Source organism: Streptomyces sp. NPDC032472, from assembly GCF_040636955.1.
In the GTDB taxonomy this organism is placed as follows: domain Bacteria; phylum Actinomycetota; class Actinomycetes; order Streptomycetales; family Streptomycetaceae; genus Streptomyces.
The window spans coordinates 138,145-162,942 of the sequence record NZ_JBEZVK010000009.1 but is presented as its reverse complement, the minus strand read 5'-3'; the positions used below and the strand labels follow the sequence as shown (position 1 = coordinate 162,942).

The following is a 24,798-nucleotide window of genomic DNA, read 5'->3' as shown; positions in this document are numbered from 1 at the left end:
GTGGTGCGGGGACATGACTGAGATCGTCACCAGTGAGGGAAACCCTCTACCTGGCCACGGTCATCGACCTGTCCTCCCGCCGCCTGCTCGGCTACGCGATGGGAGCCCGCCACGACGCCGACCTGGTCGTCGCCGCCCTCAACATGGCCGCGGCCACCCGGGGAGGCGACGTTCGCGGAGTGATCTTCCACAGCGACTGAGGCAGCGAGTACAGCACGCGGAATTTCCATCGTGCCTACCGCAAGCTGGGCGCACCCAGTCCATGAGCCGCGTCGGATCATGCTTCGACCACGCCGCGAGCGAGGCCTTCAACAGTGTCCTGAAGGTCGAGTGCGTCCACCGGCGCGCCTTCACCACCCGCACCGAGGCCCGGATCAGGATCGCGACCTGGATCACCGACTTCTACAACGCAAGACGGCTACACAGCGTGTGCGGCTGGAAGAGCCCGATCGACTACGAACACGACTACAAAGCCGGCCTCACCGAGGAAGTGGCTGCATAGGAAGGCCTCCAAGTTCGGAGGGGATTGGCAGAGTTCATGTCCCCCCTCGGACACCAGCAGGAACCCCACTTCGGTGGGGTTCTTCTGCGTTTCCGGGGCTGCGAGGCGGGCAGGGCACGTGGATGCCGGCCCCTGCAGTTCGAGGGCCCAGGATCACGACGCGGTGGTTCCGGTTCCGGATGGTCGGGTTTCGCGGAAGCCGTCCCCTGCAAGGCATGCGCCTGGATACCATTCGGCCCTGCTTCCCAGTCGATCAGTGTTGTTCCGGCACAGGGGGAATGCCATGCCTCCCAGTACTCAACGGCCTTTACGTCGGCGGTTACCGCGGTGCACGCGCGGCTCGGCCGTGCAGCGGATCGCGGTGCTGGTCCCGGCTCTGGCGCTGGTGTTCGTCAGCGGGTGCACGGACGGCACGGACGCGGACGGCAAGAGCACACGCGGCACGAACGGATCGACCCGATCGGCAGCGCCCTCCCCCGCCTCGTTCCCCTCCGTTCCGCCGGAAGCCGCTCACTGCCCGGGTACGGTTCTCGATCACCGGGACGTCAGCCATCCCGACCTCGGGGCGGTCCGCGTGTTCCTCATCCGGCGGACCGGTTCCGGCGCTTCCACCGGATGCGTCGCGTCCGTCACCGGTAGCGGCAAGGCACTGGCATCCATCGACGTGGACATCCACGAGAACGATCTGCATTTCGCCTCGCCGGAATCCGACGCCACCAAGAACACCTTCGTGATCTACAACCCCGGACGCTATGAGGGGGTACTGGTGCTCGTACCCGCCAAGGACGGGTTCGAGGACGTGAGGTGGACCGACCTGGACATCCACTATCGCGGCGGCAGGTACGCCTTCTACCACGCACGGCTCGCCGGCCCCGGCGCAGACGGTCGGTACACGATCATCCAGTCCCAGAACTCGTGCAACCCCAGCTGTGCCGACGGCGCCACATCCAACGTCACGCTGCACTGGAACGGCCACGAATACCTGCCGACCGGATGAGGACGTGGCACATGGCCCGCCGCTGGCGGCTCAGGGCCGAACTTGGGTACGGCGCCTTTCTCTCCTACAGCGGAGAGCGCGACCGGGGATGGCTGCCGCATCTGCGGCGGGCGATCGAAAAGCAGTCCCGCCCCTGGTACAAGCCGCCTCGGATCAGGGTGTTCCTCGATGACAGCAGCATTTCGATCGGTCCCCAACTCTGGGGAAAGATCGAGGCCGGCCTCGCCCGCTCGGACTGGCTCGTGGTCATGGCGTCGCCGGAGTCAAAGGCCTCGGTGTGGGTCGACCGGGAAATCGAATGGTGGTTGAGGCACAAGTCGGTCGACACCATCCTGCTCCTCGTGACCGCGGGGCTGTTGGTATGGGACGAGCAGCGCGGCGACTGGGATCCGGAACTCTCGACGGCGCTGCCCGCCCGCCTGTTGGGACGGTTCACGCAGCAACCCGTCTGGAAATCCCTGGCCCTGCGCCAACCCGAGAACGGCACCGGTCCCGTGCCGGACGTGGACGACGTCGCACTCGGTATCGCATCCGTCGTACGCGGCCTCGCGGAGGAGGACCTCAGGTCGGAGGGCATCCGCGACACCCGGCGCAATCTGCGGACGGCCAGGATCACCGCGGCCGTACTCGGCTTGCTCCTCCTGGTCGCCAGTACGGTGTCCGTGATCGCGCTGATCGCGCGGGCCGAGGCAGCCCGCCAGCGGGACCACGCCGTGGCCCAGCAGTTGATCGGCCAGAGTTCCTTCCTCGCGATCCGTGACCCGTTCGGCGCCCGGCTGAAGGCGTTGGCGGCATGGCGCATCGATCCCACCCCGGAATCCCGCCTTGCCGTGCTCAACGCCGCCGCCAACCCGGCATCCGGACTGCTCGCCCATTCCTGGCCCGTGAAGTCCGTGGCATTCAGCCCGGACGCCAAGACCATTGCCACCGGGAGCGACGACGGCGTCGTGCGGCTCTGGGACGCGGCCACGCAGCGGAAGATCGGGGAGTACATCGGGCACCACCAAGCCGTCACCTCGGTGGCCTTCGGACCGAGTGGCGAGACCCTGATCAGCTCGGGCTTCGACGGCACTGTCCGGCTCTGGAGCATCGCCGACCACAAGCAGATCGGTGACGCTTTCGATGCCCGAGCCGGGATGATCTCCTCGGCCGCCCTCAGCCCGGACGGAAGGACTCTCATCCTGGTGGGCGACGGCTCCTCCGGGGCCGTACAGGTGTGGGACGTGGCGACGCACCGCCGGATCGGCGATCCGCTGGGAGGTCGTGCCTACGGCTCCGGCACCGTGGCTTTCAGCCCCGACGGCAGAACCTTCGCAACCGGTGCCCGCAACGAGGTACAGCTCTGGGACGCCGGTTCCCATGCCCCTCTCGGCACGGCACTGACGATCAGCGACCACCAGGTCTCGTCCGTCTCCTTCAGCGGTGACGGCCGTACCATCGCCGCCTCCGATACCGACGGCAGCGTCCAGCTCTGGGACCCCGCCACCCGGGCCCCGATCGGGAAGCCGTTCGCCGCAGATGCCGGATGGGTCGGCTCGGTGGCCTTCAGTCCTGACGGTGCGGTGTTCGCCGCCTCGTACGCCGACGGCAGCGTGCGGCTCTGGGACATCGTGGGGCACACCCAGGTGGGAGCTCCGCTCACCGGCCACATCAGCAACGCCCGGGCCGTGGCCTTCAGCCCGGACGGTTCGACCCTGGCCAGTGCGAGCGACGACACCACTGTCCGGCTGTGGGACGTCCGCGCACAACGGCAGATCGGAACACCGGTCGGTACCGGGGGCCACGGGGCGGCGGCGTTCAGCCCTCGTGGGCATCTCCTCGCCATGGGGGGATCCTCCTACACGGTGCGCTTCTGGGACATCGCCTCACGTCGCCAAATCGGTGATCCGCTGGTCTCCCGTGACGTGGACGCGGGTTCTCCCTTCTCCCTCAACCCCGATGGCACCGTGCTCGCGACCACCTCGTTCGCAAGCGACTACGCCGTGACGCTCTGGGACACCACGACACACCGCCGGATCGGCGAGCCACTGCCGACCGGCGACGGCTACATCCGTGCGATGGCTTTCAGTCCCGACGGCAAGAGCTTCGCCACGTCCGGCCGAGACTCGGTGCGCCTATGGGATCTGGCAACGCACGGCCAGATCGGCAAGGAACTCGCCGTCAGCTCGTGGAGACTCGACTTCAGCCCCGACGGCCGCACCCTCGCCACCAACACCGCCGACGACACCGTGGCCCTCTGGGACGTCGCCACGCAGCGACGGATCGGCGAGACGCCCCCGAGCCACACCGCGCAGATCAACGAGGTCACCTTCAGCCCTGACGGCACGATGCTGGCGACCGCGAGCCGCGACAGTACCGTCCGGCTCTGGAACGTGGCCACGCGCGAACAGATCGGGGAGCCGCTGACCGGGCACCGCGGCGGCGTGACGTCCGTCGCCTTCAGTCCGAACGGGAGGACGCTGGTCACCGGCAGCATGGATCACACGGTCAGGCTCTGGGACGTCACCACCAGGCAGCAGATCGGCGCCCCGCTCGAAGGGCACAGCGCCGACGTCACCGGTGTGGGATTCGGTCCCGCCGGCAAGACGATCGCCGCTTGGGGCAAGGAGGACACGCTACGGCTGTGGGACGCCGAGCCGACGGTGGACCCGGTGGACTCGCTGTGCCGGTGGGCGAGGGGCGCCTTCGATGCCGGCCGGTGGCGCGAATACGTACCCGCGGGCCCCGCTTTCCAGCCGCTCTGTCCGCGTTGACCCCTCGCGGGCTATGTTCTTCCTACAGCGGAGCACGACGCGGGGAACGGACGAGACGATGAGCGACCAATTAGCGCAATCCAGAGCCCGGTTCGCGGGTGGGAGGCGCATCCTCGACAGCACCCTGCTCCGGCTCGTCGCGGCCACGGCCGTCGGCGCGCTGACGGGACTCGTCCTCTTCAGCCTCACCCAGGTGACCAACCGCAGCCTCTTCGTCATCACGGGCGCCGTCGCGGGTGCGATGGCCGTCCTGGTCGTGCAGTGGTATCAGCGCACGGCACGCCTCACCGAGGTCAAGGTCTCCGTCCCCCAGCTGAGCGAGCTCACGTTCGCCGTCAACAACGACTCCCGCCAGGTCGCCTGGCAGATGTTCGTCGAAACGGTGACCCGCGTGTCCACGCAGCCCCTGGCCAGCGACGAGGGAGTCGTCCGGGAAGCGCTCACCTCCATGTACGGGCTGTTCGCGACGACGCGCGAGACCCTCAAGACCGCCCGCCCCTCGGCCCCCGTTCCCGGCGGGCAGACGGTCGAGTACCTGGCGATCACCATGCTGAACCGCGAGTTGAGGCCGTTCCTATCCCAATGGCACCCCCGGCTGCGGGAATTCGAGCGGGCCCATCCTGACGGCCCGGAGTCCGGCTGGGCCGACAACGCCGCCTGCCGGGCGGAGTTGCAGCGGGTGCAGCGTGACATCCACGCCTACGCGGTGGGCTTCGCCCGTCTGGCCGGTGTACGGGAAGCCGAGTCGATGATCGGCCAGGTTCCCGCACCTCGTGCCCCAGACGACCGGTCCGAGAGGAGCGCCAGTCCCTCGGCGGACAGCACCCGGCGCCCGCGCTGAACGCCCCGGAGGCCACGGGCGGCGGCACCGCCACGGGCGTGGAGCGTGAGGCCGGGGAGCCGACCGGATACGACGCCTTCATCTCCTACAGCCACAGTTGGGACAGGAAGCTCACCAAGGCCTTCCAGAGCCGATTACAGACCTTCAACCGGCCCTGGTACAGGTCGAGAAGCCTCAGGCTGTTCCGCGACGAGACCAACCTGGCGGCAAGCCCCCATCTGTGGCGCGAGATCGAGCGGGGACTCACCGGGTCCCGGTGGCTCGTACTGATGGCCAGCCCGGCCGCCGCAGCTTCCCCCTGGGTCCGCAAGGAGATCCGCTGGTGGCTCACCCACCGGTCGGCGGACACGCTCCTCATCGCCTGGACCGACGGAACACTCGTCTGGGATGACTCACGGACGTCGTTCGACTGGTCGAGGACCGACGCCCTCCCGCGCGAGGAGATGGACGGCGTCTTCGACCAGCAGCCCCGCTGGGTCGACCTGCGCTGGCTGCACGGTCCGGAGCAGACCGGTGTGGCCGACCCGCGGTTGATCGAGTGTCTGGCGGAGTTCGCGGCGCCGATCACGGGCAGGTCCAAGGACGAGGTGATCGGCGACCACATACGCCAGCACCGCCGGACGCTGCGCCTGGTGTGGTCGACCGTCGCCGTGCTCACCGCTCTGCTCCTGGTCGCGATTGCCGGGGGCGTCACGGCGTACCAGCAGCGCAACGCCGCTCGGTCCCAGGCCCTGATTGCGCAGTCCCGTCAGCTCGTCGCGGAGGCTTCGTTGATCAGCGACACCCAGCCCGACCTGGCCCGCCAACTGCTGGTCCAGGCCTACCGGCTCGCTCCGACCGCCGAGGCGGCCGGGGCTCTCGTCGGCAGCCGCAGCCTTCCCCGCGTCATCGACGGGATCGGCGCTCCTCGCGGGGTCGCGTGCAGCAGCGGGGGGCTCCTCGCCGTGGCCGATGACCGGGTACGGCTCTACGATCTGGCCACCGGCGCACTCCGCGCCTCACTGGAGGAGCTGGACAGCAGCGTCGCCGCCGTCGCGTTCAGCCCGGACGGACGACTTCTGGCGATCGGCGACGCCGACGGCGGGGTCCGACTGCTTGACGTGACGTCAGCGGACACGCCCAGGACCGTGGCGGTCGTGGCGGCGGCGGAGGGCAGCACGAAGGAACTCGTGTTCACCCCCGCCGGCAGGCTCGTCGTCCTGACCGCCACGGGCGGGTCCGTGCTCGACATCGAGGACCCAGCCCGCCCCCGTTCCCTGGGGTCCCTGCCCCCCGACACGATCGCGGCCGGTCCCACGGGCTCGCTGGTCCTCACGGAGTCGCATGAAGACCTCTCGCTCGGACTGTGGACCCTGTCCGACTCGGCCCGAGCGAGCCGGGTCGCCACCCTCGCCCCTCCGTCCGACCGTGCGCTCGTCACCAACGCCCGCGCCGCGTTCAGCGCGAACGGCCACCTTCTGGCGGTCGGCGGTGCGGACAACCGGGTGCGGCTGTGGGACGTCGCCGACCCCACCCGGCCGGCGCTCCGCTCGGATCTGCACACGCAGGGGCGCGACGGCGTCAGCAGCCTGGAGTTCTCCTCGGACGGGACCGTCCTGGCCCTGGGCGGCCGCGACGGAGTGATCACCCTGTGGGACGTCGCCGACCCCTTCCGCCCCCACGCCGGTGCGCGCCTGACCGGCTACCCCGGATTCGCGTCCGTTTCCGGCATCGCCTTCGGCCCTGACGGGCAGACCCTGGCATCCATCGCGAGCGACCGGGAGCGGCGGACGTCGGCAAGGGTGTGGGCCGTGTCGGGCTACGACAGGACCTCCACCCTCACGATCCTGCCGACTGAGGGAACGTTCCTTCCCTCCTTCAGTCCTGACAGCCGGCTGCTGGCCGCGGGCGGAGAGCCGACCACCGTGTGGAGGATGGACGACAAGCCGGGACCCCGTCTTGCCGCCACCGTCGAATCCTTCAATGCCGGCGGTCAGGCTGCGGCCTTCGGCCGGGACGGCCGCACCCTGTTCTCCGGTCTGCCCGTGGTCGCGTGGGACATGACCGACCCGGCGGCTCCGCGGAAGGTGACCCCACAGGCCACGCGTGCGGACGGTGGTACGGGCATCGGCGTGAACCCCGTGCTTCCGCTGCTGGCGACGGGGACAGGGCCGCATTCCCGTTCAGCCGTGCCCTTGGGAACCGTGCAGCTGTGGGACGTAGGCGACCGGACACGGCCCGTGCTCGTCGACACCCTCGGGGGTGCCGCGGTCGGCCGCCAGAGCATCTCGTTCAGCCCGGACGGCGGACTCCTGGCGGCGCCGACCGACGAAGGAGGCGTACGGCTGTGGAACATCGCCGAGAACACCCGACCCACGGCCGCGGGAATCATCGACGTGGCGGGGGCGCAGGCCACCGCATTGGCCTTCGCCCCCGACAACCGCACCCTGCTCGTCGGCGACGACAGCGGGGCGATCACCACCTGGGACGTCTCACGTCCCGCGCGGCCGTTGCGCAGGGGCAGTGCCGCCCCGCACGCCGGCCAGATCAGCGGATTCGCCCATCACCCCGACGGCGCGCTCGCGGCCGGCGCCGCGGAGGACGGGCGCATCCGGCTGTGGGACACGAGCGACCCGGACCACCTCGTGGAGATCGCCTCGCTCGCCACCGGCGGCCTGTACCCGCAGGCGTCCCTCGCGTTCAGCCCGGACGGCAGTCTCCTCGCGGCCAGCGGCGACCGGGGCACGCGGCTGTGGAGCGTGGACCCGGCCGCGATCCTGCGGCGGTTGTGCGCGGAGTCCTCCCGCATCACCCGCGACCAGTGGAACCAGTACCTCCCCGACCAGCGGTACGACCCGCCGTGCGCCTGAGCGCACGAGAACGGAGGACACGATGACAAGCGGCTTACGGCGCGGAACCACCTCGTCCCTCGCGCTGCTCACGCTTCTCCTGCTCATCGGCGCGTGCGGCTCACCCCGCCCGGCTCCGCCCGTCCCACCCCTCACTCCCTCGTCCGTCGCCCCGGTGCCCGACTCCCCCTCGCCCTCCCCTTCACCCTCGCCGGCTCAGGGCCCGGTGCTCGTCGGCCCGGCGCCGGCCGATCTCCATGATGTGGATTGGTCGAAGACCCCTGTTCCGGGCGAGTTCTGCGGCGTCCCGGGACTCGTCACGCTCGACGCCGAGGGAAACGCCACCGCGACGTCCCGAACGTGGGGCACCGTGCGCATCCGACGGGGGACCAGGGTCGCGTACGGCGACACGGACGGTGACCAGCGCGACGAGGCGGCCGTCTACATGGGGTGTGATGACAACGGGTCGACGATGAACGGACAACTCGTCGCCGCATACGTCGTGTTCACGCATCAGGGGAACGGCCTCGCCGCGCTCGGTGCGATCACGCCGCAGCAGAAGTCGGCCCTGTACATCACCGCGCTCGTCGGACTGGAATTCGCGCCCGGCCGTATCACCGCGCACGAGCGTTGGTACCGCCAGACCGACGCCCACTGCTGTCCCAGCGGAAACGCCGATACCGTCTGGACACGGGAAGGGGACCGCCTGACGCCGGGAGCACCCCGTGTCGTCTGATCGGGCCTCCGCAGGCGGCCCCGGTCGGGGGCCCGTCCTCCACCGGGTCCTGGCGCACCTCCCTGGGGAGGTCTTGTGGAGGTCTTCGATCGGTGATCAATCGCGGGGAGGTGTGGGGTAGCGTCGCCGCGCTGCGCGGAGAGGAGCGGGGCATGCGCGAGATCACCGTCCCACCAGTCGTCATGGCGGCGCCCGTCGGCGGGCTCGCCGACGCCGTCTTCCGGCATGCCCAGGAGGATCCCGGCCGGGTGGTGCTCGGGCGCAAGGTCGACGGGGCCTGGCGGGACGTGACGTCCGGGCAGCTGGCCGCCGAGGTGCTCACGCTGGCGAAGGGGCTGCTGGTCCAGGGGGTCCGGTTCGGGGAGCGGGTCGGCGTCATGTGCCGGACCCGGTACGAGTGGACCCTGTTCGACTTCGCCCTGTGGGCGATCGGTGCCCAGCCCGTCCCCGTCCACCCGACCTCCTCCGTCGAGCAGGTGCACTGGATCCTCCAGGACTCCGACTGCACCGCCTGCGTCGTCGAGGACGAGGACCAGGCCATGACCGTCGGGTCCGTCATCGAGCGGCTCCCGCACCTGCGCCGGTTGTGGCAGCTCGACACCGGGGCCGTCGAGGTGCTCGTCGCGGACGGCCACGGGGTCGCCGACGACCTGGTGCACCGGCACCGCGCCGCTGTCACGCCCGACGCCGTCGCCACCGTGATCCACACCTCGGGGACCACCGGCCGCCCAAGGGCTGTGTGCTCACCCACGGCAATTTCATGTACGAGGCCGACACGATGGTGGCCCGCTGGAAGTCCGTCTTCCAGGCCGGGCCCGGGGAGCAGCCCTCCACGCTGCTGTTCCTGCCGCTCGCCCATGTCTTCGGGCGGATGGTGGAGGTGGCGGCCGTCCGGGCGCGGGTCAAGCTCGGGCGTCTGCGCCTCGCGGATGACCCGCTCGTACATCAGCAGTACATCGGCGTCGTCGGCCAGGTCGTATTCGTAGTGCGGGCCCCAGTCCAGGTGCCGGGGCAGAACCACGAGGCCGTCCGCCGACCCGCTCAGCTCCGCGAGCGAGCCAGGCAGGGTGTACGGCCGAAGCTGTGCGTACCTGCTGCTCATGCTCACCGGCATGCCCGAAACCGGGGCCCTGCGGTACGCATACCCGCGAGGGCGGCGCTCCCGGGAGCCCGCCGAGGCAGGGCACGTGGCACGCCTGCCTCCGCGTTCCCAGCATCTGCCCTGGCTGGGCCCGGGGCGTTTCGCCTCCCGCGAGCGCTGGCGATTAAGATTCCATCCCCTGCTGGATGGGCGCGGCAGCCACACGCGAGAGGCGGAGTGAGCGTCTCGGCCAGATTCCTGGTCAGGCCGGCGTGGCTCTCCGCGCGGTGTCCCCATTCGCGCCCGAGTCCGTTCCTGGGTGGCTTGAGGCCCTCTTTGCCGGCCGACAAGAGGCGGCGCAGAGCGTCAGCGCGCCGCACATAGCGCCGACTCTCCACGTAACGCGCACGGGCAGCGTGTCCAATTTGCGCCTTGCGTGCCTCTGACCTGCGGGTTTCTTTGACGTGTTTTTGATAGATCTTATTTCGATGACCCACCACGTGGAGTGCGTCGCGATCCTTGAACCGATCCGCGACGACGCCTGACCTGGGGTTTCAGTAGGAAACGTCGCGGTCTTCGCCACAGTCGGAAGCCCGTCGTCGCTCCCGTCCCGTCCAGGGACGCGACGGGACCGGGTGTTGGCCACAGCGAGGCCCTGGACGTCCAGGAGAGGCCGACAGCGGCCCGCGAAGCCGATCTCCCGGTGGCCACCTTCGGAGTGCCAAAGACAGCCGGTTCTCGGTGGCCTGCTGCCGAGACGACCCACCGGCCTCCTCGGGCCGGTGGGTCGTCTTTCGTTCGACCTTCCGCACGCCGGCGCAGTCTGCCTCACGGGGCGAGGAACGGGCTCGGTACGCCATGCCAGGAGACCCGCAGGACCTCGCGTGCGCGAGTGCAGGCGACGAAGAGAAGACTCAACTCGCTGAGGAGGTCTTCCCGGTGTTGCCGGGGGTCCACTTCTGCGGGCGTCAGAGCCGAGGGCAGAGGGACGATGCTGTCGTTCACTCCGGCCACAGCGACGAAACGGAACTCCAGCCCCTTCATACGGTGCATGGTTCCGATGCAGACGCCGTTGCCGGACGCCTGGGCCGTGCCGAGGAGGCGAACGGGCAGATCGGCTTGTTCCAGCGCGTGCGCGATCTCCTTGCCCAGTTGCAGGTACCGGACGGCCACCCCGATCTCGCTGGGTGCCACACCGTCGTCCACCCACTGGGCGATGCACGACGTGAGGTCCGCGATCTCTTCGGCCCTGTCGGCCGATGCCCTCAGCTCGGGGTGCCCGCCATTCAGCACGGACCGGTAACCCGTGAGCGATTCGGTTCCGCCGTCCATGTCGTCCAGGCTCTCCCCGTTCAGCAGGGAAGCCGACCACTGCAGGATCTGGTGTGTGGTGCGGTAGTTGATGCGCAGCCGGTGGGATCTGCCGCTCACGTTCACGCCGAGGCTGCGCAGTGACACCTTGTTGCCGTAGATGCGTTGGTGCGTGTCGCCGGCGATGAACAGATCGTCAGGCCCGGGTGTGACCGATGCCCGCAGCAAGCGCCACTGCGCCGGGTGGAGGTCCTGGGCCTCGTCGATCACCACGTGGCGGAACGGGCGGTCGGTGCGCGGCTCCAGCAGCCGGGCGGCCTCGGCGCACACCTGCAGGAAGGTCCACTCGCCGGCCTGGCGCAGTTCCCGTGTGAACCCCTCGACGGCTCGCCAGACCTGGGCGCGCCGCAGCGGGCTCAGCGCGGTGCCCCGGCCGGTGCGTGACGCCTTGAGGTAGGCCTCGGGTGAGCGCAGGTCCTGGGCCAGGACGACCTGTCGCCATTCCTGGTCGAGGAAGATGTCGCTGTAGTCGAGCCCGAGTCTGCGGGCGAGGGCGTTCCAGCGGGAGTTGATCTCCTTCTGGCTGGTCAAGATGGTCAGCGGGCCGCCCCGGTCCTCGCGCACGAGCTGGTTGGCGAGGGCGTCGACATTGACGACACGGATCTTCGCGCGCAGCGCCTCGTCCGGGATGAGCAGTTCGAGTCCGTGGCGCAGATCGGCTGCGAGATTCCTGGTGAAGGTCGTGAGCAGCACCGATTCGTCGGGTGCGTCGTCCGGCAACTGTTGCGCCAGATGGAGAGCACGGTGCAGGGCTACCACGGTCTTGCCCGTCCCGGGGCCGCCGGTCACCCGGGCAGGCCCGTTGTAGGACGCGTGGTACGCGATGCGCCGCTGACTGGGGTGCAGAAAGACCCGCCACGCATCGAACGGGCGGGACAGGACGTCCAGGAGCTCCTCGGGCCCGGAGAGCAGGGCGATGCGCCCCTGCGAGCGGGCCATGGCGGCGGTGAGTTCGTCCTCGGCCGCCGTCTGCTGCGCCGCGGTGGCGGCGGCCCGCTCGGCGTGCACGGCCACGGATTCGCGCCAGACGTCCTCAGGAGTCAGCCCTGCGGCCAGGCCGGCGAGTACGTCGTACTGCTGCTCGGGAAGGATCTTGCGGAGCGCGTCGAGATGGGTCTCGGTGCTGAGGTTCCTCACGAGAGGGAGCAGATCGGGGTCGATGCCGAGGCGTGTCAGCTCCTTGTCCGCGACCTCGCTGAAGAGCCGGCTTTCCATCGCGGTCGGGGCGTGGTGCACGTCGGCGGCGGCTTGCTCCAATGCGATGTCGTCGCGCAGTTCGATGCCCTGGGTCGCAGAGTTGACGGATGCCCGATGGCTCAGTGCCCAGGCGATGGCGTCGTCGTGCGCCATGACCTTCAGGAGAAGGAAGCTGTCTCCGGAGTCGGGTGCGAGAACGACGCCGCGCATGAACTTGCCGACGCGGATGGTGCGGATCCGCGAGTCTCGGGGATTCTCCAGTTTTTCCAGGTGAAGCCCGGCATGGCGGTGTTCGCGGAATTTGGCGAAGACCTCGTGGACCCGTTTCTGGACGGGCTTCTCCAGCTTGGCGAACTCCAGGAGGAAGTCCTTGTGGATTCCGAGTGTCGCCATGTGTGCCCCCGGGTCGTGCGTATGCCGACGTTTCGACTGATCACCGTACGGTACGGGGCGACAATGGCTGGTCGAAGTCGAGGGGTTGGGGGAGAGGACGGTCATGCACGCTCAGGAGACCACATTCAGCAAGCTGGTCCAGGGGGAGCAGCAGTTCCAGGTGCCGCTCTACCAGCGCACCTACAGCTGGCAGCGCGACGAGCTGCGCCAGTTGTGGGACGACGTGCAGGAGCTGGTCGAGGACCGGCAGGATGGGCGGCCCGGCTCGGTCCACTTCCTCGGTTCGGTCGTGCTGGCGCCCGAGCGCGTCGTCGCCGGCGGGATGCAGCGCTGGCTCGTCGTCGACGGTCAGCAGCGGATGACCACCCTGATGCTCGCGTTCACGGCTCTGCGGGACCACCACCGGGACCGGGGCTCGGCGAAAAAGGCTGCCCGGATCAACGACCTCATCCTGGTCAACACGTATCAGGACGGATACGACGGATATCGGCTGCTGCCGACGCAGGCGGACCGTGAGGCGTACACGGCCTGCGTGGACAGCCTCCCGAAGGCCGGCGGCGCCGGAAACGTGGGCGCTGCCTACCGCTTCTTCGTCGCTGCCCTGGCCGACGGTGCCGAGAGTGGTGGTGAGGCCTGGGTGGACGCGGTCGAGTCCGTCCTCGGCGACTGCCTCTCGATCGTGGCGATCACCGCCGCCGAGGGTGACAACGTCTATCGCATCTTCGAGTCCATCAACAACACCGGCGTGGGGCTCAGCCAGAGCGACCTGCTGCGCAACTACCTCTTCATGTGTCTGCCGAGCAGGGGCGAGGACGTCTACCGCAAGCGGTGGCTCCCCATGCAGGAGCTGCTCGGCCCCGCCCATCTGGAGCTGCTGGTGTGGCTGGACCTCGTCGTCGGAGGGAACAGCCGGGCCCGGCAGAGCGAGATCTACCGGGATCAGAAGAAGCGCCTGGAGCCGCTGAGCGGGGACGAGGCGGCGCTGGAAGCCGAGATTGCCCGGTTCTCCCGGCGTGCCGACCGTCTCATGCGGATCCTGGAGCCCGAGAGGGAAGGCGATCCCGGGCTGCGGGCGGTACTGGAGCGCCTGTCGCGTTGGGGCGGCCAGACGCACTACCCGCTGGCCCTGCACCTCCTGGACCTCGTGGACGAGGGCCGGACCACGGCCTCGGAGGCGGCGGACGCGCTCGCCTTCGCGGAGAGCTACATGGTGCGGCGCCTCTTCGCGGGCCTGTCCACGACGGGCAGCAACCGGGTGTTCATGGAACTCCCCAAGGAACTGGACAAGGACGGCTCCCCGGCGGAGGCGGTACGCCGGTTCCTTTCGCGCCCCCGTACGGGCGCCCGTGTATGGCCGGGCGACGACGCGGTCCGCGAAGCCGTCCGCACCCGCCCCTTCTACAAGACCGGACGCAGCAACCAGCGCTTCCAGATCCTGCGCAGACTGGAGGAGAGCTACGGTTCGAGCGAGCCCGTCGACTACGACAAGGCGCCGCTCACCGTCGAACACGTCCTGCCCCAGAGCCCGGCCCAGCAGTGGTTCGACCTGCTGGCCGAGGAGGCCGCAGACGGCGAGAGCCCCCAGGAGATCCACAACCTGCTCGTGCACACCCTCGGAAACCTCACTCTCTCGGGTGAGAACGCACGGCTCTCCAACCACCCCTTCCACCGCAAGCAGGAGCTGCTCGACTCCAGTGCGCTGCGGATGAACCAGGAGATCGCCGCACAGGAGCGCTGGGGCCGCAGGGAGATCCTCGCCAGGGCCGAGGACCTGGCCGACCGGGCCGTGAGGCTGTGGCCCGGGCCTTTGGAGGGAGTCGTGCAGTCGGACGACGAGTGGGCGGGCTGGCGGGAGTTGCGGGAGATCCTGCTCGCCGTGCCGGCCGGGACCTGGACCTCGTACGGTGAACTGGCCGCACTCATCGGTACCAGTGCCATTGCGGTGGGCAACCACGTGGCGGCCAGGCCGGGACTGCACTGCGCCTACCGCGTGCTGACCGCCGACGGCCGCATCGCGGGCGGATTCCGGTGGACCGACGACCGCCACGGCGGGGATCCCAAGGCCGTCCTGGAGGCCGAGGGCGTGCCCTTCGACGGAAACGGCCGCGCCTCCAAGGCCCATCGGTTGAGCAGCACCGACCTGGCCGTCCTGGTGGGCAGGGAGCTGCCGGAGGAGACCCCGGCGGCGTCGGCCGTATCGCAGACCGGCGGCGACGAGGCCGGCACCCGCTTCGAAACGCTGCTGCATGCGAACCAGACGCCGGCCGTCGCCGAAGGCGTCCTGGCAGCACTCCGCTTCTGGGAGGAGCAGGGCGGCCACCGGGTCTACGGCAAGGCGAACGAGACCAGCTGCTTCCCGACCGTTGACACGGGCGGGCCGGGCTCGCCGCGTGCTCTGTGGCCGATCGGCATCTACCCGGTGACCGGGACGGCGGAGGTCGTCTTCCAGTACCTCAAGCGACGCCCGCCGTTCGACGACGAGCCGCTGCGCCGCGCCCTGATGGAACGGTTCAACGCCATCGACGGTATCGACCTCGCCGAGGCCAAGCTCGATCTGCGTCCCTCCTTCCCGCTGGAGGTCTTCGCCGCGCACCCCGAAGAGATCCGTTCGGTACTGGAGTGGTTCATCCACGAGGTCGCTTTGGCAGAAGCCCGGCGCCCGATCGACGATGACGCCTCGGCGGTGTTCTGACACTGCGGCGGACGGACGTGCTCAGCTGGCCGGTTCCGGCCCTTACCGGAAGATCACTGCTCGGGTAACCTGCCCGGGCAGTGATCGGTGTCACTCCGGACGTGGGTGCGTGGCGGGTGGCCTGCGACCGGAGCACGGGGGCGCATGGAGCTCAACAACCACCAGGGCTGGTACGGAGAGACCTTCGTGGCCGCGATCGCCGCGGCGGCCGGATTCCAGGTGGCTGTGCCCTATCCGGACATCGGCAAGGACCTGATCCTGGGCCGGGACCACGAGGAGCCCGAGCTCGATGTCCAGATCGCGCTCCAGGTGAAGACGCGCCGGGTCGAGGGCCTCGAGGACACCGACACCGGGTTCAAGGTCACGCTCTCGGTCGCGCAGTTCAAGCGCCTCCGCGGCAAGCGGCAGGTGCCCGTCTACCTGGTTGTCGTGCTGGTGCCCACGGACCCGGCGGACTACATCCACACGGATGAGAACGCCCTCGTCCTGCGCCGCTGCGCGTACTGGGTCTCGCTCGAACACCACGTCCCCGCACAGGCCGGCCGGGACAGCGTCACTGTCACTGTTCCGCGCGACAATCTGCTCACGGTCGACGCTCTGCACGAGTTCTTTTCCCGGGCGTGTGAGGAGGTGCCCGCACCATGACCGCGATCGGCGTACCCGAGGACGAGCTGGAGCGGCTGCGACCGCAAGACGTCGCGTACTACCTCCGCAGCAGAGGTTGGCAGGAGGCAGGCCAGGTCCGCTACAGCCGCCGCTGGGAAAGGGACTGGGCCGGGCGGGCGCGGCGACTGCTGCTGCCCATGGACACCGATCTGGCGGACTTCACGGACCGTATGGCGGATCTCGTCGGCGCGCTCGCCGAGCTGGAGGCTCGGCCGCCGACGGCCGTTCTCCAGGATCTGCGGGCGACCGGTCTCGATGTCCAATACATCAGGACCATGCCCGGCACACCGTCCGGCACGATCCCGGTTCAGGCGGGAGTGCTCGCCGTGACCAGTGCCCGGGACCTGCTGATGGCGGCGGCCTGCCACACCATCGAGCCAAGGCTCGTCCAACCGCGCCGGAAGCCTCGCGCGGCACGCGACTTCGTGGACAGTGCCCGCTTCGGACCCACCGCGGCGGGCAGCTACATCCTGAGCGTGCAGGTGCCGCTGCCGGAGCGGAACGTACAGCCGTCGCTCTTCGGCGACGACCCGGAGCCCTTCGCACGGAGCGTCTCGCGCAGGATGTACCAGGCAGTGGCGGCGGCCCGCACAGCGGCCGAGTACGCGATGGATGCAGATGACTCGGCGCCCTTCGCGGATGCCGTCGTCGACGGCGTCTCCGCGGACCTGTGTGAGGCGCTCGCGGGCCTCGGCGGGCACGACGGCCGGGCCACGAGCACCGTGCATGCCTTCTCGATCGACTTCGCATGGTCGCCGAGGTGGCGCGTACCGCCCATGGAAACCGTGGCTGCGTTCACTCCCCGCCTGGTCCATGTCCTCCGCGAAGGGGCGCAGGACCTGCGCCAGCAGGAGCCGGAGCCCGGCGTAACCGTGATCGGCCGCTCGACCAAACTCAAGCGCGCCGCGGAGTTCGGTCCCGGCGAGGTGACGGTGGAGGCGGTCGTACTCGGTGTGGCGGGGAAGATCGGCCCGAAGCGCCAGATCCATGTGACCTTGGCTGAGGACGAGTACACCCGTGCCACCGATGCGCATGCACAGGGGAGGACCCTCAAGATCGAAGGCGATCTCGCGCGCCGGGGCACCTATTACGAGCTGACCCGCGTCACCGCCTTCGACGTGCTGTAACGGCCAGGCCGCAGCCGGTGCACCGAAGTTCCACGAGCATGGCAGGGCGGCCTTTCGTACGTGTTTGAATGACTGTGTTTGACGTGAATCGCCCTGGCGGGGCGGTATGGAGGGGCGGAGACCCGATGACGACGCCGACCACCGACCTGGCGGGTGTGGCGCAGCGGGCGGTACGCCGCCGTGCCGCCGCGCAGGACCACACTGCCGTCCCCGAGATCAGCGATCTCGTCGAGGTGCGCGGGCAGCGCTGGGTCGTGGCCGATGTCGATCACGGCACGGGATCCCCGGCGATCAGCGCGCCCGGTACCCTCGTCACGCTCAACAGCGTCGAGGACGGCCGCTACAACGACACCCTCACGGTCATCTGGGAGATCGAACCGGGCCGCCGCCGACTCCCCGCCGGCTCCCTCCCCGAGGTCACCGCGCACCACTTCGACCCGCCGGAGCGCCTGGCCGCCTTCCTGGACGCCGTCAGGTGGTCCGCAGTCACCTCGGCCGACGTACGCACCCTCCAGGCGCCCTTCCGCTCCGGCGTCGCCGTCGAGCCGTACCAGCTCGAACCCGTCTCCCGGGCCGTGGCCGCGCCCCGTGTGAACCTGCTCCTCGCGGACGACGTCGGCCTCGGCAAGACCATCGAGGCGGGCCTGGTCGCGCTGGAGCTGATCCTCCGCAACCGCGCCCACAAGATCATGATCGTCTGCCCGGCCGGCCTCACCGTGAAATGGCGCGACGAGATGTCCGAGAAGTTCGGCCTCGACTTCACGATCATCGACTCCGAGCGGGCCGCCGAGGTCCGCCGCAGCCACGGCAGCGCCGCGAACCCCTTCAACATCCATCCGCGCAGCATCGTGAGCCTGCCCTGGCTGCGCGGCCCGAAGGCCCAGCGGCTGCTCGCCGAGGTGCTGCCCGCCCAGGACGCCGAGGCGATCGTCCCCGGCAAGCGGGCCTTCGACCTGCTCATCCTCGACGAGGCCCACCACGTGGCGCCGTCAGCGCCCAAGCAGTACTACCCCGTCGACTCCCAGCAGACGAAGCTGATCCGCCGGCTCGCCCCGCACTTCGAGCACCGGCTGTTCCTGTCGGCCACCCCGCACAACGGCTACCAGCAGTCGTACACGGCCCTCCTGGAGATCATCGACAACCAGCGCTTCGCACGCGGCGTCGAGCCGGATCCGCAGGCCGTCGAGGACACCGTCGTCCGCCGCCTCAAGACCGACATCCGCGACCCGGAGACCGGCGAGCGGCGCTTCCTGGAGCGCCGCACCACCTCGCTGCCCGTCGAGTACACCGAGGACGAGCGCCGCATCCACGCCCTGCTCAAGGAGTACGCCCAGCTCCGCCGGGCCAAGCTCGGCACCCGGTTCAAGGGCGGCCGCAAGGCGGCCGACCTGGTCACCCTGCTGCTCAAGAAGCGGCTGTTCTCCTCGCCCGACGCCTTCGCCCGCACCATCGAGGTCTACCTGGAGACCCTGCGGACCAAGAAGCAGCAGGCGGCCGAAGAGGTCGAGGACTGGCAGGAGACCTTCTTCGACGACTACGCAGACTACGACGACGAACCCCTCGCCGAGGCCGAGGACGACGCCATCGCCCGAGCCACCACCCTCCAGCCCAGCACGGACGGCGACGAGTCCGCCCTGCTGGAGCAGATGCGCGACTGGGCCCAGCGCCACCAGGCGCAGGCCGACTCCAAGGCCCGCGAACTCATCACCTACCTCAAGGCCAACTGCCTGGCCGAGGGCGGTCACTGGCTCAACGAGCGCGTGGTCGTCTTCACCGAGTACCGCGACACCCAGATCTGGCTCCAGAACCTGCTGCGCGACCACGGACTCGGCGGCGACCGCGTCGCCCTCCTGCACGGCGGTCTGAACGCCAGGGATCGGGAAGATCTGCGCCTCGCGTTCCAGGCCGATCCCACCGAGAACCCCGTACGCATCCTGCTGGCCACCGACGCGGCCAGCGAGGGCATCGACCTCCAGCGGCACTGCCACCGGCTGGTCAACTACGACATCCCCTTCAACCCCAACAAGCTCGAACAGCGCATCGGCCGCATCGACCGCTACGGCCAGCGCACCGCCCCCGAGGTCGTGCACTTCGTCGGCAGCGGCTACGAGAAGAGCACCGACACCTACGAGGCCGACCTCGAATTCCTGGCCCGCGTGGCGGTCAAGGTCGCCCGAATGGAAGAGGACCTCGGCAAGGTGAACGCCGTCCTCGCCGACGCCGTACAGCGCCGGATGACCGGCGACCTCGGCACCGATTTCGACGTGGAGCGCGCCGAGGTCTACGCCGGCCGCAAGGCCAGGAAGAACGGCGGGAACGTCGCCGCCGAGCGCGACGCCCAGGCACAGGCCCAGCGCCTGAGCGAGCAGGTCGCGGGCGCGGTGGCCACTCTCGGCATCACCCCCGAACGGGTCGCCCGCGTGGTCTCCACCGCGCTGCCGCTCGCCCGTCAGCAGGACATCCGGCCCGTCCTCGACGACAAGGACGGGGCCGAGGGCTTCTACGAGGTCCCCACCCTCACCGGTTCCTGGGAGCGGGCCGCCCACGGCCTCGCCGACAAGCTGCGCCCCGAGATCCAGCGCCCGATCACCTTCGCGGCGGCGGGCCTCAAGGACCGCGACGGCAAGGAACGCGACGACGTCGTCCTCGCCCACCTCGGTCACCCACTCGTCGCCATGTCCACCCGGCTGCTGCGCGCCGCCGTGTGGAACAAGGAACAGACGGGCCTGGCCCGCGTCAGTGCCGTGATCAGCGACCACCCGGAGCTGGAGACCACCCTCGTCGGCGGCTTCGCCCGCTTCGTCCTCGTGGGCGCCGACGGCGTGCGGCTGCACGAGGAGGTCCTCCAGGCCGGCGGTTGGCTCCGCGCGGCGGAGGGCACCGGCCAGCCTCGCTTCAGCCGCCTGGAGAAGGTCACCACGGTCCGCGAGATCCTCGACGACGCCTTCGCCGACCACGCCACCCAGGCCGCCCCGCTCCTGCGCGGCAAGCTTGCCGATGCCTGGCCGCACGTCAGCGAGGGCCTGGTCTCGGCGCTGGAGTGGCGGGCCCGCAATCGCCAGACCGCACTGGAGACCCGCCTGGAGACCCGCCGCCGCGACGAGGCCGAGCGGATCACCGCCCAGATCGACCGCTTCCGCGAATCCCTGCGCCGGGCCATCGGCAACCCCGCGGAGCAGGAGGAGGAAGGCCAGCTGGAGCTGGCCTTCGACGAGGTCGAGCAGCAGCGTCGGGACCGGGAGAACTGGGAACAGCGCCGGGACGCCCTGGAGAGCGAGAAGCAGCGCGAGCTCGCCGCCATCGCCGCCCGGTACGACCGGCCCAAGGCCCTGCTGTTCCCCGTCGCCGTCGTCTTCGTCGTTCCCCGCCGGGAGGCCGTGAAGTGAGCACCACCCACCGTACGAACATCGGCCGCGGACGGACCCGGAGCGGAGCCCCCGCCCCCGACGGCCGACAGGACCACCTGGACTGGCTCAGCCTGGTCGACGTATCCGGCCCCTTCCTGACCCTGCCCGTCCTGCTCAAGACCTGGCCGCAGCTCGACTCCATCGACAAGCCGCTGCGGGCCCGGCTTCGCTACGAGCACGGCGTTTGGCAGTCCGACCCGGCGGCCGGGCAGAAGGCCTGGACGGACTTCGTCCTGAACGAGCTCCTGGGCTGGGGCGACGCGATGCGCGAGGGCACGGAGCTGTCCGAGGCGCTTGCCGTGGACGTCCCCGAGCACGACGAGCGGATCGCCCCCACCTTCGCCCTACTCGAACCGGGCAGCACCGCCGAGGACACGGCCGGTCTGGTCGCGGACTGCGCGATCCTCGGCATGACCGTCCCCGCGGGCCGGCACCCGTCCCAGCGCGTCCCCGGCTCGGCCTGGGCGGCGACCCCCGTCGACCGCATGGCCCACCTGTGCCGCCACCACGGGGTGGAGCTCGGTCTGGTGACGGACGGCCGCTGGTGGACCCTGGTGTGGGCGCCGCGCGGCGGTGTCACCACGTCGGCGCTCTTCGACACGGTCGCCTGGACCGAGCCGGTCGAGCGGGTCGTCGTACGCGCCTTCCTGTCGCTGCTCAGCCGTCGCCGGTTCTTCGCCGTCGAGGACGCCGAGACGCTGCTGCCGCTGCTCAAGGAGTCCCTGGACAGCCAGGAGGATGTCACCGACGCCCTCGGCGTACAGGTCCGCCAGGCCGTCGAACTGCTGGTGGAGGCCATCGGCCGCGCCGACGTCGCCGAGCGCGCGCGGGGCGGCAAGGGCCTCGTTGACGTACCGGCCCAGGACGTCTACCGGGGCGCCGTCGCCGTCATGATGCGGGTCGTCTTCCTCCTCTTCGCCGAGGAGCGCGGGCTGCTGCCGAGCGACAACGAGCTGTACGTGCAGGCATATTCGGCGGGGCGGCTGTGCCAGGAGCTGGAGGACCGGGCCCGGGAGACCACCGAGGACGACCTGGAGCAGACCGGGGTGGGCTGGCACCGGCTCATCGCGCTCTTCAACGCGGTGTACGGGGGAGTGGACCACCCGGCGCTGCGGATGCACGCGTACGACGGCTCGATCTTCGACCCGAACGCCTTCCCGTGGCTGGAGGGCCGGGGCACGGCTGAGGGCGACCCGACGGACCCGCTGCCGATCGACGACCGGACCGTCCTGCACATGCTCCAGTCGGTGCAGCACGTCTGGATCGGCACGGGCAAGAAGCGGGAACGCCGCCGGCTGACCTTCCGGACGCTGGACGTCGAGCAGATCGGTTACGTGTACGAGGGTCTTCTGTCCTACCAGGGCCGCCGGGCGGAGGACACCATCGTGGGCCTCGTCGGCAAGGCGGGCCTGGAGGCGGAGGTGCTGCTGACCCGGCTGGAGGCGCTGGCCCGTACGGAGGGCGAGGGGCTGGGCGCGGCGCTGGCGGAGGAGTACAACAAGACGACGGGACTGGGCAGTCCGGCCAAGGTGACGAAGCTGCTGGAGCCGCTGAGTGATGTGGAGCGCGCTGCGGCGCGGAGCAAGCTGCTGGCGGCGACGGGCAGCGATGCCGAACTGACCGAGCGGCTTCTGCCGTTCTACCGCCTTATCCGCCGTGACCTGCGTGACCTGCCGGTCGTGATCGGCGCGGGCGGGCTGTACGTCACGGAGTCCTCGCTCCGGAAGAACACCGGGACGCACTACACCCCGAAGTCCCTGGCCCAGCAGGTCGCGGACGGCGCGCTGGAGCCTCTGGTCTACGAGTACGGCCCGCTCCAGACGGCGGACCGCACCCAGTGGCGCCCCAAGACGGCGGACGAGATCCTGAAGCTGAAGGTCGCGGACATCGCGATGGGCTCGGCGGCGTTCCTGGTGGCGGCCTGCCGTTACCTGGCGGGCGCGCTGGTGGAGGCGTGGAGCCGGGAGGGCGACGCGCGGGCGGTGAAGTATGTGGCGGCGGCGGACTCGCTGTCGGCGTCGGCGGTGGAGGCCGAGGCCGAGCCGGTGATGGTGGAGGCGCGTCGGCAGATCATCGAGCACTGCCTGTACGGCGTGGACATCAACCCGATGGCCGTGGAGATGGCGAAGCTGTCGCTGTGGCTGGTCTCAATGGACCGGGACCGACCGTTCACGTTCCTGGACGACCGCCTGGTGGCGGGGGACTCGCTGCTGGGCATCACGTCGGTGGAGCAACTGGAGGCGATGCACCTGGATCCGGTGCGGGGGCGTCGGATTCACGGGGGCGGCATCGACTTCACGGGTGGTGTCCGGCAGATCATCGCGGAAGTCGCGGAGGAGCGCCGCAAGCTGGCCGGCATCCCGGGCACGGGGCTGGAGGAGCTGGAGCTGAAGCGCGCCATGCTGGCCTCCGTGAGGGAGAAGACCCGCCAGGCGAGCGTCTTCGCTGACTTGGTTGTGGGAGCGGCGCTGGCAGGTGCGGGGCGGGCCGAGAAGGATCAGGACCAACTGTCGTTCGCGGCAGTGACGGCAGCGCACGCGGTGTCCGATGCGGCGGACGACGAGGAGCTGGCGGCTGCTGAGCTGCGGCGGGCCGAGACGCTGGCGCGGGGGTGGCTGGCCACCGGGAAGCCGGCGGGGGCGTTCGAGCGCGAGCCGGTGCATTTGCCGCTGGTGTTCCCGGAGGTCTGGGACGAGCGGGGCGGGTTTGACGCGGTGGTGGGTAATCCACCGTTCCTCGGGGGCAAGAAGCTAACCGGTCCCTTTGGGGTTGCTTACCGTGAGTACCTAGTTAACGGGTTGGGAAGAGGAGCTCGGGGCAACGCCGACCTGGTGGCGTATTTTCTTCTGCGTGCGCACGATTTGTTGAATGCCACGGGCCAGACAGGTGTGATCGCTACGAATACCCTTGCTCAAGGGGACTCTCGCGAGGTGGGTCTCGATCAGCTGGTCGCTGGCGGCACGGAGATTCGACAGACCGTGAAAAGTGCTCCTTGGCCTTCGCGTAGTGCTGTACTTGAATACTGTGCGGTCTGGACGAGTCAAGCTCCGGTTGCGGACGGTGCGCCACGAGTAGCTGACGGTGTGCCGGTGAGGGGAATTAACTCATCGTTGGACTCTGCTTCTCGGGTAGCAGGGTCAGCCAAGCGGCTGATAGGGAGTTCAGGGGTCGCGTTCATTGGGTCCTACGTTCTTGGGCTTGGTTTCATGGTGGAACCGGACGCGGCTCAGGGGTTGATCGCAAAGGATGAGCGATACCGTGACGTGCTGTTTCCCTACCTCAATGGACATGACCTCAACTCCAGCCCGGACGGCTCTGCAAGCCGGTGGGTGATCAACTTCCACGATTGGAGCGAGGAGCGCGCGAAGCTATATCCGGAGGCGTATAAGCAGGTTCTACAGCGGGTGAAGCCCGAGCGTAGCGGGAAGGACCCTCGAACCTATGCCGGCCTCATGGACCGCTGGTGGCTGTACTGGCGACCTCGGGGTGAGCTACACGAAGCGATCCGAGGCATGGATCAGGTGCTTGCAATCACCTTGGTTAGCAAGGTTGTCATGCCTGTCATGGTCCCTACGGGGCAGGTCTTTTCCCATATGCTTGGCGTGTTCGCCACTGACGATGTCGGAGCATTGGCACTTCTGAGTAGCGCACCCCACTATTGGTGGGCCATAAGTCGAGCTTCCACTATGAAGGGAGACTTGCGCTACACGCCATCCGACGTATTTGAGACCTTCCCGCGGCCGGAAATGAGTAGCGAGCTCAGGGGCATTGGCTACCGGCTTGACATCCGACGTCGGGAGATCATGCTTGACCGAGGCGGCTTGACGGCCACCTACAACCTCGTCCACGACGAAGCCTGCACAGACTCGGACATTGCCGAAATGCGCGAGATTCACCGTGCCATCGACGAGGAGGTCGCACGCGCCTACGGCTGGGACGACCTCCTGAGTCAGCCCGGCGGCCTCGACCACGGGTTCCACGACACCCGGCAGGGGCCCCGCTACACCGTCGGGCCGGTGGTCCGGCAGGAGATTCTTGACCGGCTGCTTGAAGAGAACCAGCGGCGTTACGCGGCCGAAGTCGCCGCCGGTCTGCATGACAAGAAGGGCGCCAAGAAGAAGGCGGCCCCCGCTCAGCGGAAGTCGAAGCCTCCGGAGGAGGAGCCGCCGAGCCTGTTCTGAGTGTGAGGACGGGGGAGCGGTGGGCC

At 69.4% G+C, this 24,798-nt stretch carries 13 protein-coding genes and 1 pseudogene; 13 read left to right on the top strand and 1 reads right to left on the bottom strand.

Annotated features, from left to right (window positions below):
- Positions 1–32 precede the first annotated feature (32 nt).
- The 8 genes and pseudogenes from AB0F11_RS08385 to AB0F11_RS08350 all read left to right on the top strand — a co-directional run.
- Complete coding sequence (locus AB0F11_RS08385; RefSeq protein WP_362169713.1) at positions 33–200, top strand: DDE-type integrase/transposase/recombinase; 168 nt, start codon at positions 33–35, stop codon at positions 198–200.
- A gap of 62 nt (positions 201–262) precedes the next feature.
- A complete protein-coding gene (locus tag AB0F11_RS08380; RefSeq protein ID WP_362169712.1) occupies positions 263–502 on the top strand; it encodes an integrase core domain-containing protein in 240 nt (79 codons plus the stop codon).
- A 346-nt stretch (positions 503–848) separates the two neighbouring features.
- Positions 849–1,499, top strand: coding sequence for a hypothetical protein (locus AB0F11_RS08375; RefSeq protein WP_362169710.1), 651 nt, complete (start codon positions 849–851; stop codon positions 1,497–1,499).
- Positions 1,500–1,510: 11 nt separating this feature from the next.
- Positions 1,511–4,252, top strand: a complete 2,742-nt coding sequence (locus AB0F11_RS08370; RefSeq protein WP_362169708.1) for a TIR domain-containing protein — start codon at positions 1,511–1,513, stop codon at positions 4,250–4,252.
- A gap of 58 nt (positions 4,253–4,310) precedes the next feature.
- On the top strand, positions 4,311–5,093 hold the full coding sequence (locus AB0F11_RS08365) for a hypothetical protein (protein ID WP_362169706.1): 783 nt from the start codon (positions 4,311–4,313) through the stop codon (positions 5,091–5,093).
- A gap of 38 nt (positions 5,094–5,131) precedes the next feature.
- Positions 5,132–7,942: a TIR domain-containing protein gene (locus AB0F11_RS08360; RefSeq protein WP_362169704.1), complete on the top strand. Its 2,811-nt coding sequence runs from the start codon at positions 5,132–5,134 to the stop codon at positions 7,940–7,942.
- 205 nt (positions 7,943–8,147) lie between these two features.
- Complete coding sequence (locus AB0F11_RS08355; RefSeq protein WP_362169702.1) at positions 8,148–8,657, top strand: hypothetical protein; 510 nt, start codon at positions 8,148–8,150, stop codon at positions 8,655–8,657.
- 152 nt (positions 8,658–8,809) lie between these two features.
- Positions 8,810–9,570 (top strand): annotated as a pseudogene (locus AB0F11_RS08350) (AMP-binding protein); the annotation flags it as partial.
- Between the two features lie 996 nt (positions 9,571–10,566).
- Here the strand turns inward: AB0F11_RS08350 and AB0F11_RS08345 are convergent.
- A complete protein-coding gene (locus tag AB0F11_RS08345; RefSeq protein WP_362169700.1) occupies positions 10,567–12,699 on the bottom strand; it encodes a UvrD-helicase domain-containing protein in 2,133 nt (710 codons plus the stop codon).
- 103 nt (positions 12,700–12,802) lie between these two features.
- Here AB0F11_RS08345 and AB0F11_RS08340 point away from each other — a divergent pair, with 103 nt between their 5' ends.
- The 5 genes from AB0F11_RS08340 (at position 12,803) to AB0F11_RS08320 (ending at position 24,772) form a co-directional block, all read left to right on the top strand.
- The gene (locus AB0F11_RS08340; RefSeq protein WP_362169698.1) at positions 12,803–15,391 is read left to right on the top strand and encodes a DUF262 domain-containing protein; all 2,589 of its coding nucleotides are present in this window, start codon (positions 12,803–12,805) and stop codon (positions 15,389–15,391) included.
- Between the two features lie 144 nt (positions 15,392–15,535).
- A complete protein-coding gene (locus tag AB0F11_RS08335) occupies positions 15,536–16,036 on the top strand; it encodes a DUF4365 domain-containing protein (protein WP_362169696.1) in 501 nt (166 codons plus the stop codon).
- Positions 16,033–17,184 (top strand): hypothetical protein, encoded by a 1,152-nt coding sequence (locus tag AB0F11_RS08330; RefSeq protein WP_362169694.1) that lies wholly within the window; start codon positions 16,033–16,035, stop codon positions 17,182–17,184. Before AB0F11_RS08335 ends, AB0F11_RS08330 begins: the two co-directional genes overlap by 4 nt.
- 125 nt (positions 17,185–17,309) lie before the next feature.
- Complete coding sequence (gene drmD / locus AB0F11_RS08325) at positions 17,310–20,570, top strand: DISARM system SNF2-like helicase DrmD (protein WP_362169692.1); 3,261 nt, start codon at positions 17,310–17,312, stop codon at positions 20,568–20,570.
- Positions 20,567–24,772 (top strand): hypothetical protein, encoded by a 4,206-nt coding sequence (locus AB0F11_RS08320; protein ID WP_362169690.1) that lies wholly within the window; start codon positions 20,567–20,569, stop codon positions 24,770–24,772. Before drmD ends, AB0F11_RS08320 begins: the two co-directional genes overlap by 4 nt.
- Positions 24,773–24,798 lie beyond the last annotated feature (26 nt).

What these genes read in the sequence shown, in the direction of transcription:
- AB0F11_RS08345 (WP_362169700.1), bottom strand. Translation starts at nt 12,699, where the DNA reads ATGGCGACACTCGGAATCCACAAGGACTTCCTCCTGGAGTTCGCCAAG.
- AB0F11_RS08370 (WP_362169708.1), top strand. Translation starts at nt 1,511, where the DNA reads ATGGCCCGCCGCTGGCGGCTCAGGGCCGAACTTGGGTACGGCGCCTTT.
- AB0F11_RS08365 (WP_362169706.1), top strand. Translation starts at nt 4,311, where the DNA reads ATGAGCGACCAATTAGCGCAATCCAGAGCCCGGTTCGCGGGTGGGAGG.
- AB0F11_RS08335 (WP_362169696.1), top strand. Translation starts at nt 15,536, where the DNA reads ATGGAGCTCAACAACCACCAGGGCTGGTACGGAGAGACCTTCGTGGCC.
- AB0F11_RS08380 (WP_362169712.1), top strand. Translation starts at nt 263, where the DNA reads ATGAGCCGCGTCGGATCATGCTTCGACCACGCCGCGAGCGAGGCCTTC.
- AB0F11_RS08340 (WP_362169698.1), top strand. Translation starts at nt 12,803, where the DNA reads ATGCACGCTCAGGAGACCACATTCAGCAAGCTGGTCCAGGGGGAGCAG.
- drmD (WP_362169692.1), top strand. Translation starts at nt 17,310, where the DNA reads ATGACGACGCCGACCACCGACCTGGCGGGTGTGGCGCAGCGGGCGGTA.
- AB0F11_RS08330 (WP_362169694.1), top strand. Translation starts at nt 16,033, where the DNA reads ATGACCGCGATCGGCGTACCCGAGGACGAGCTGGAGCGGCTGCGACCG.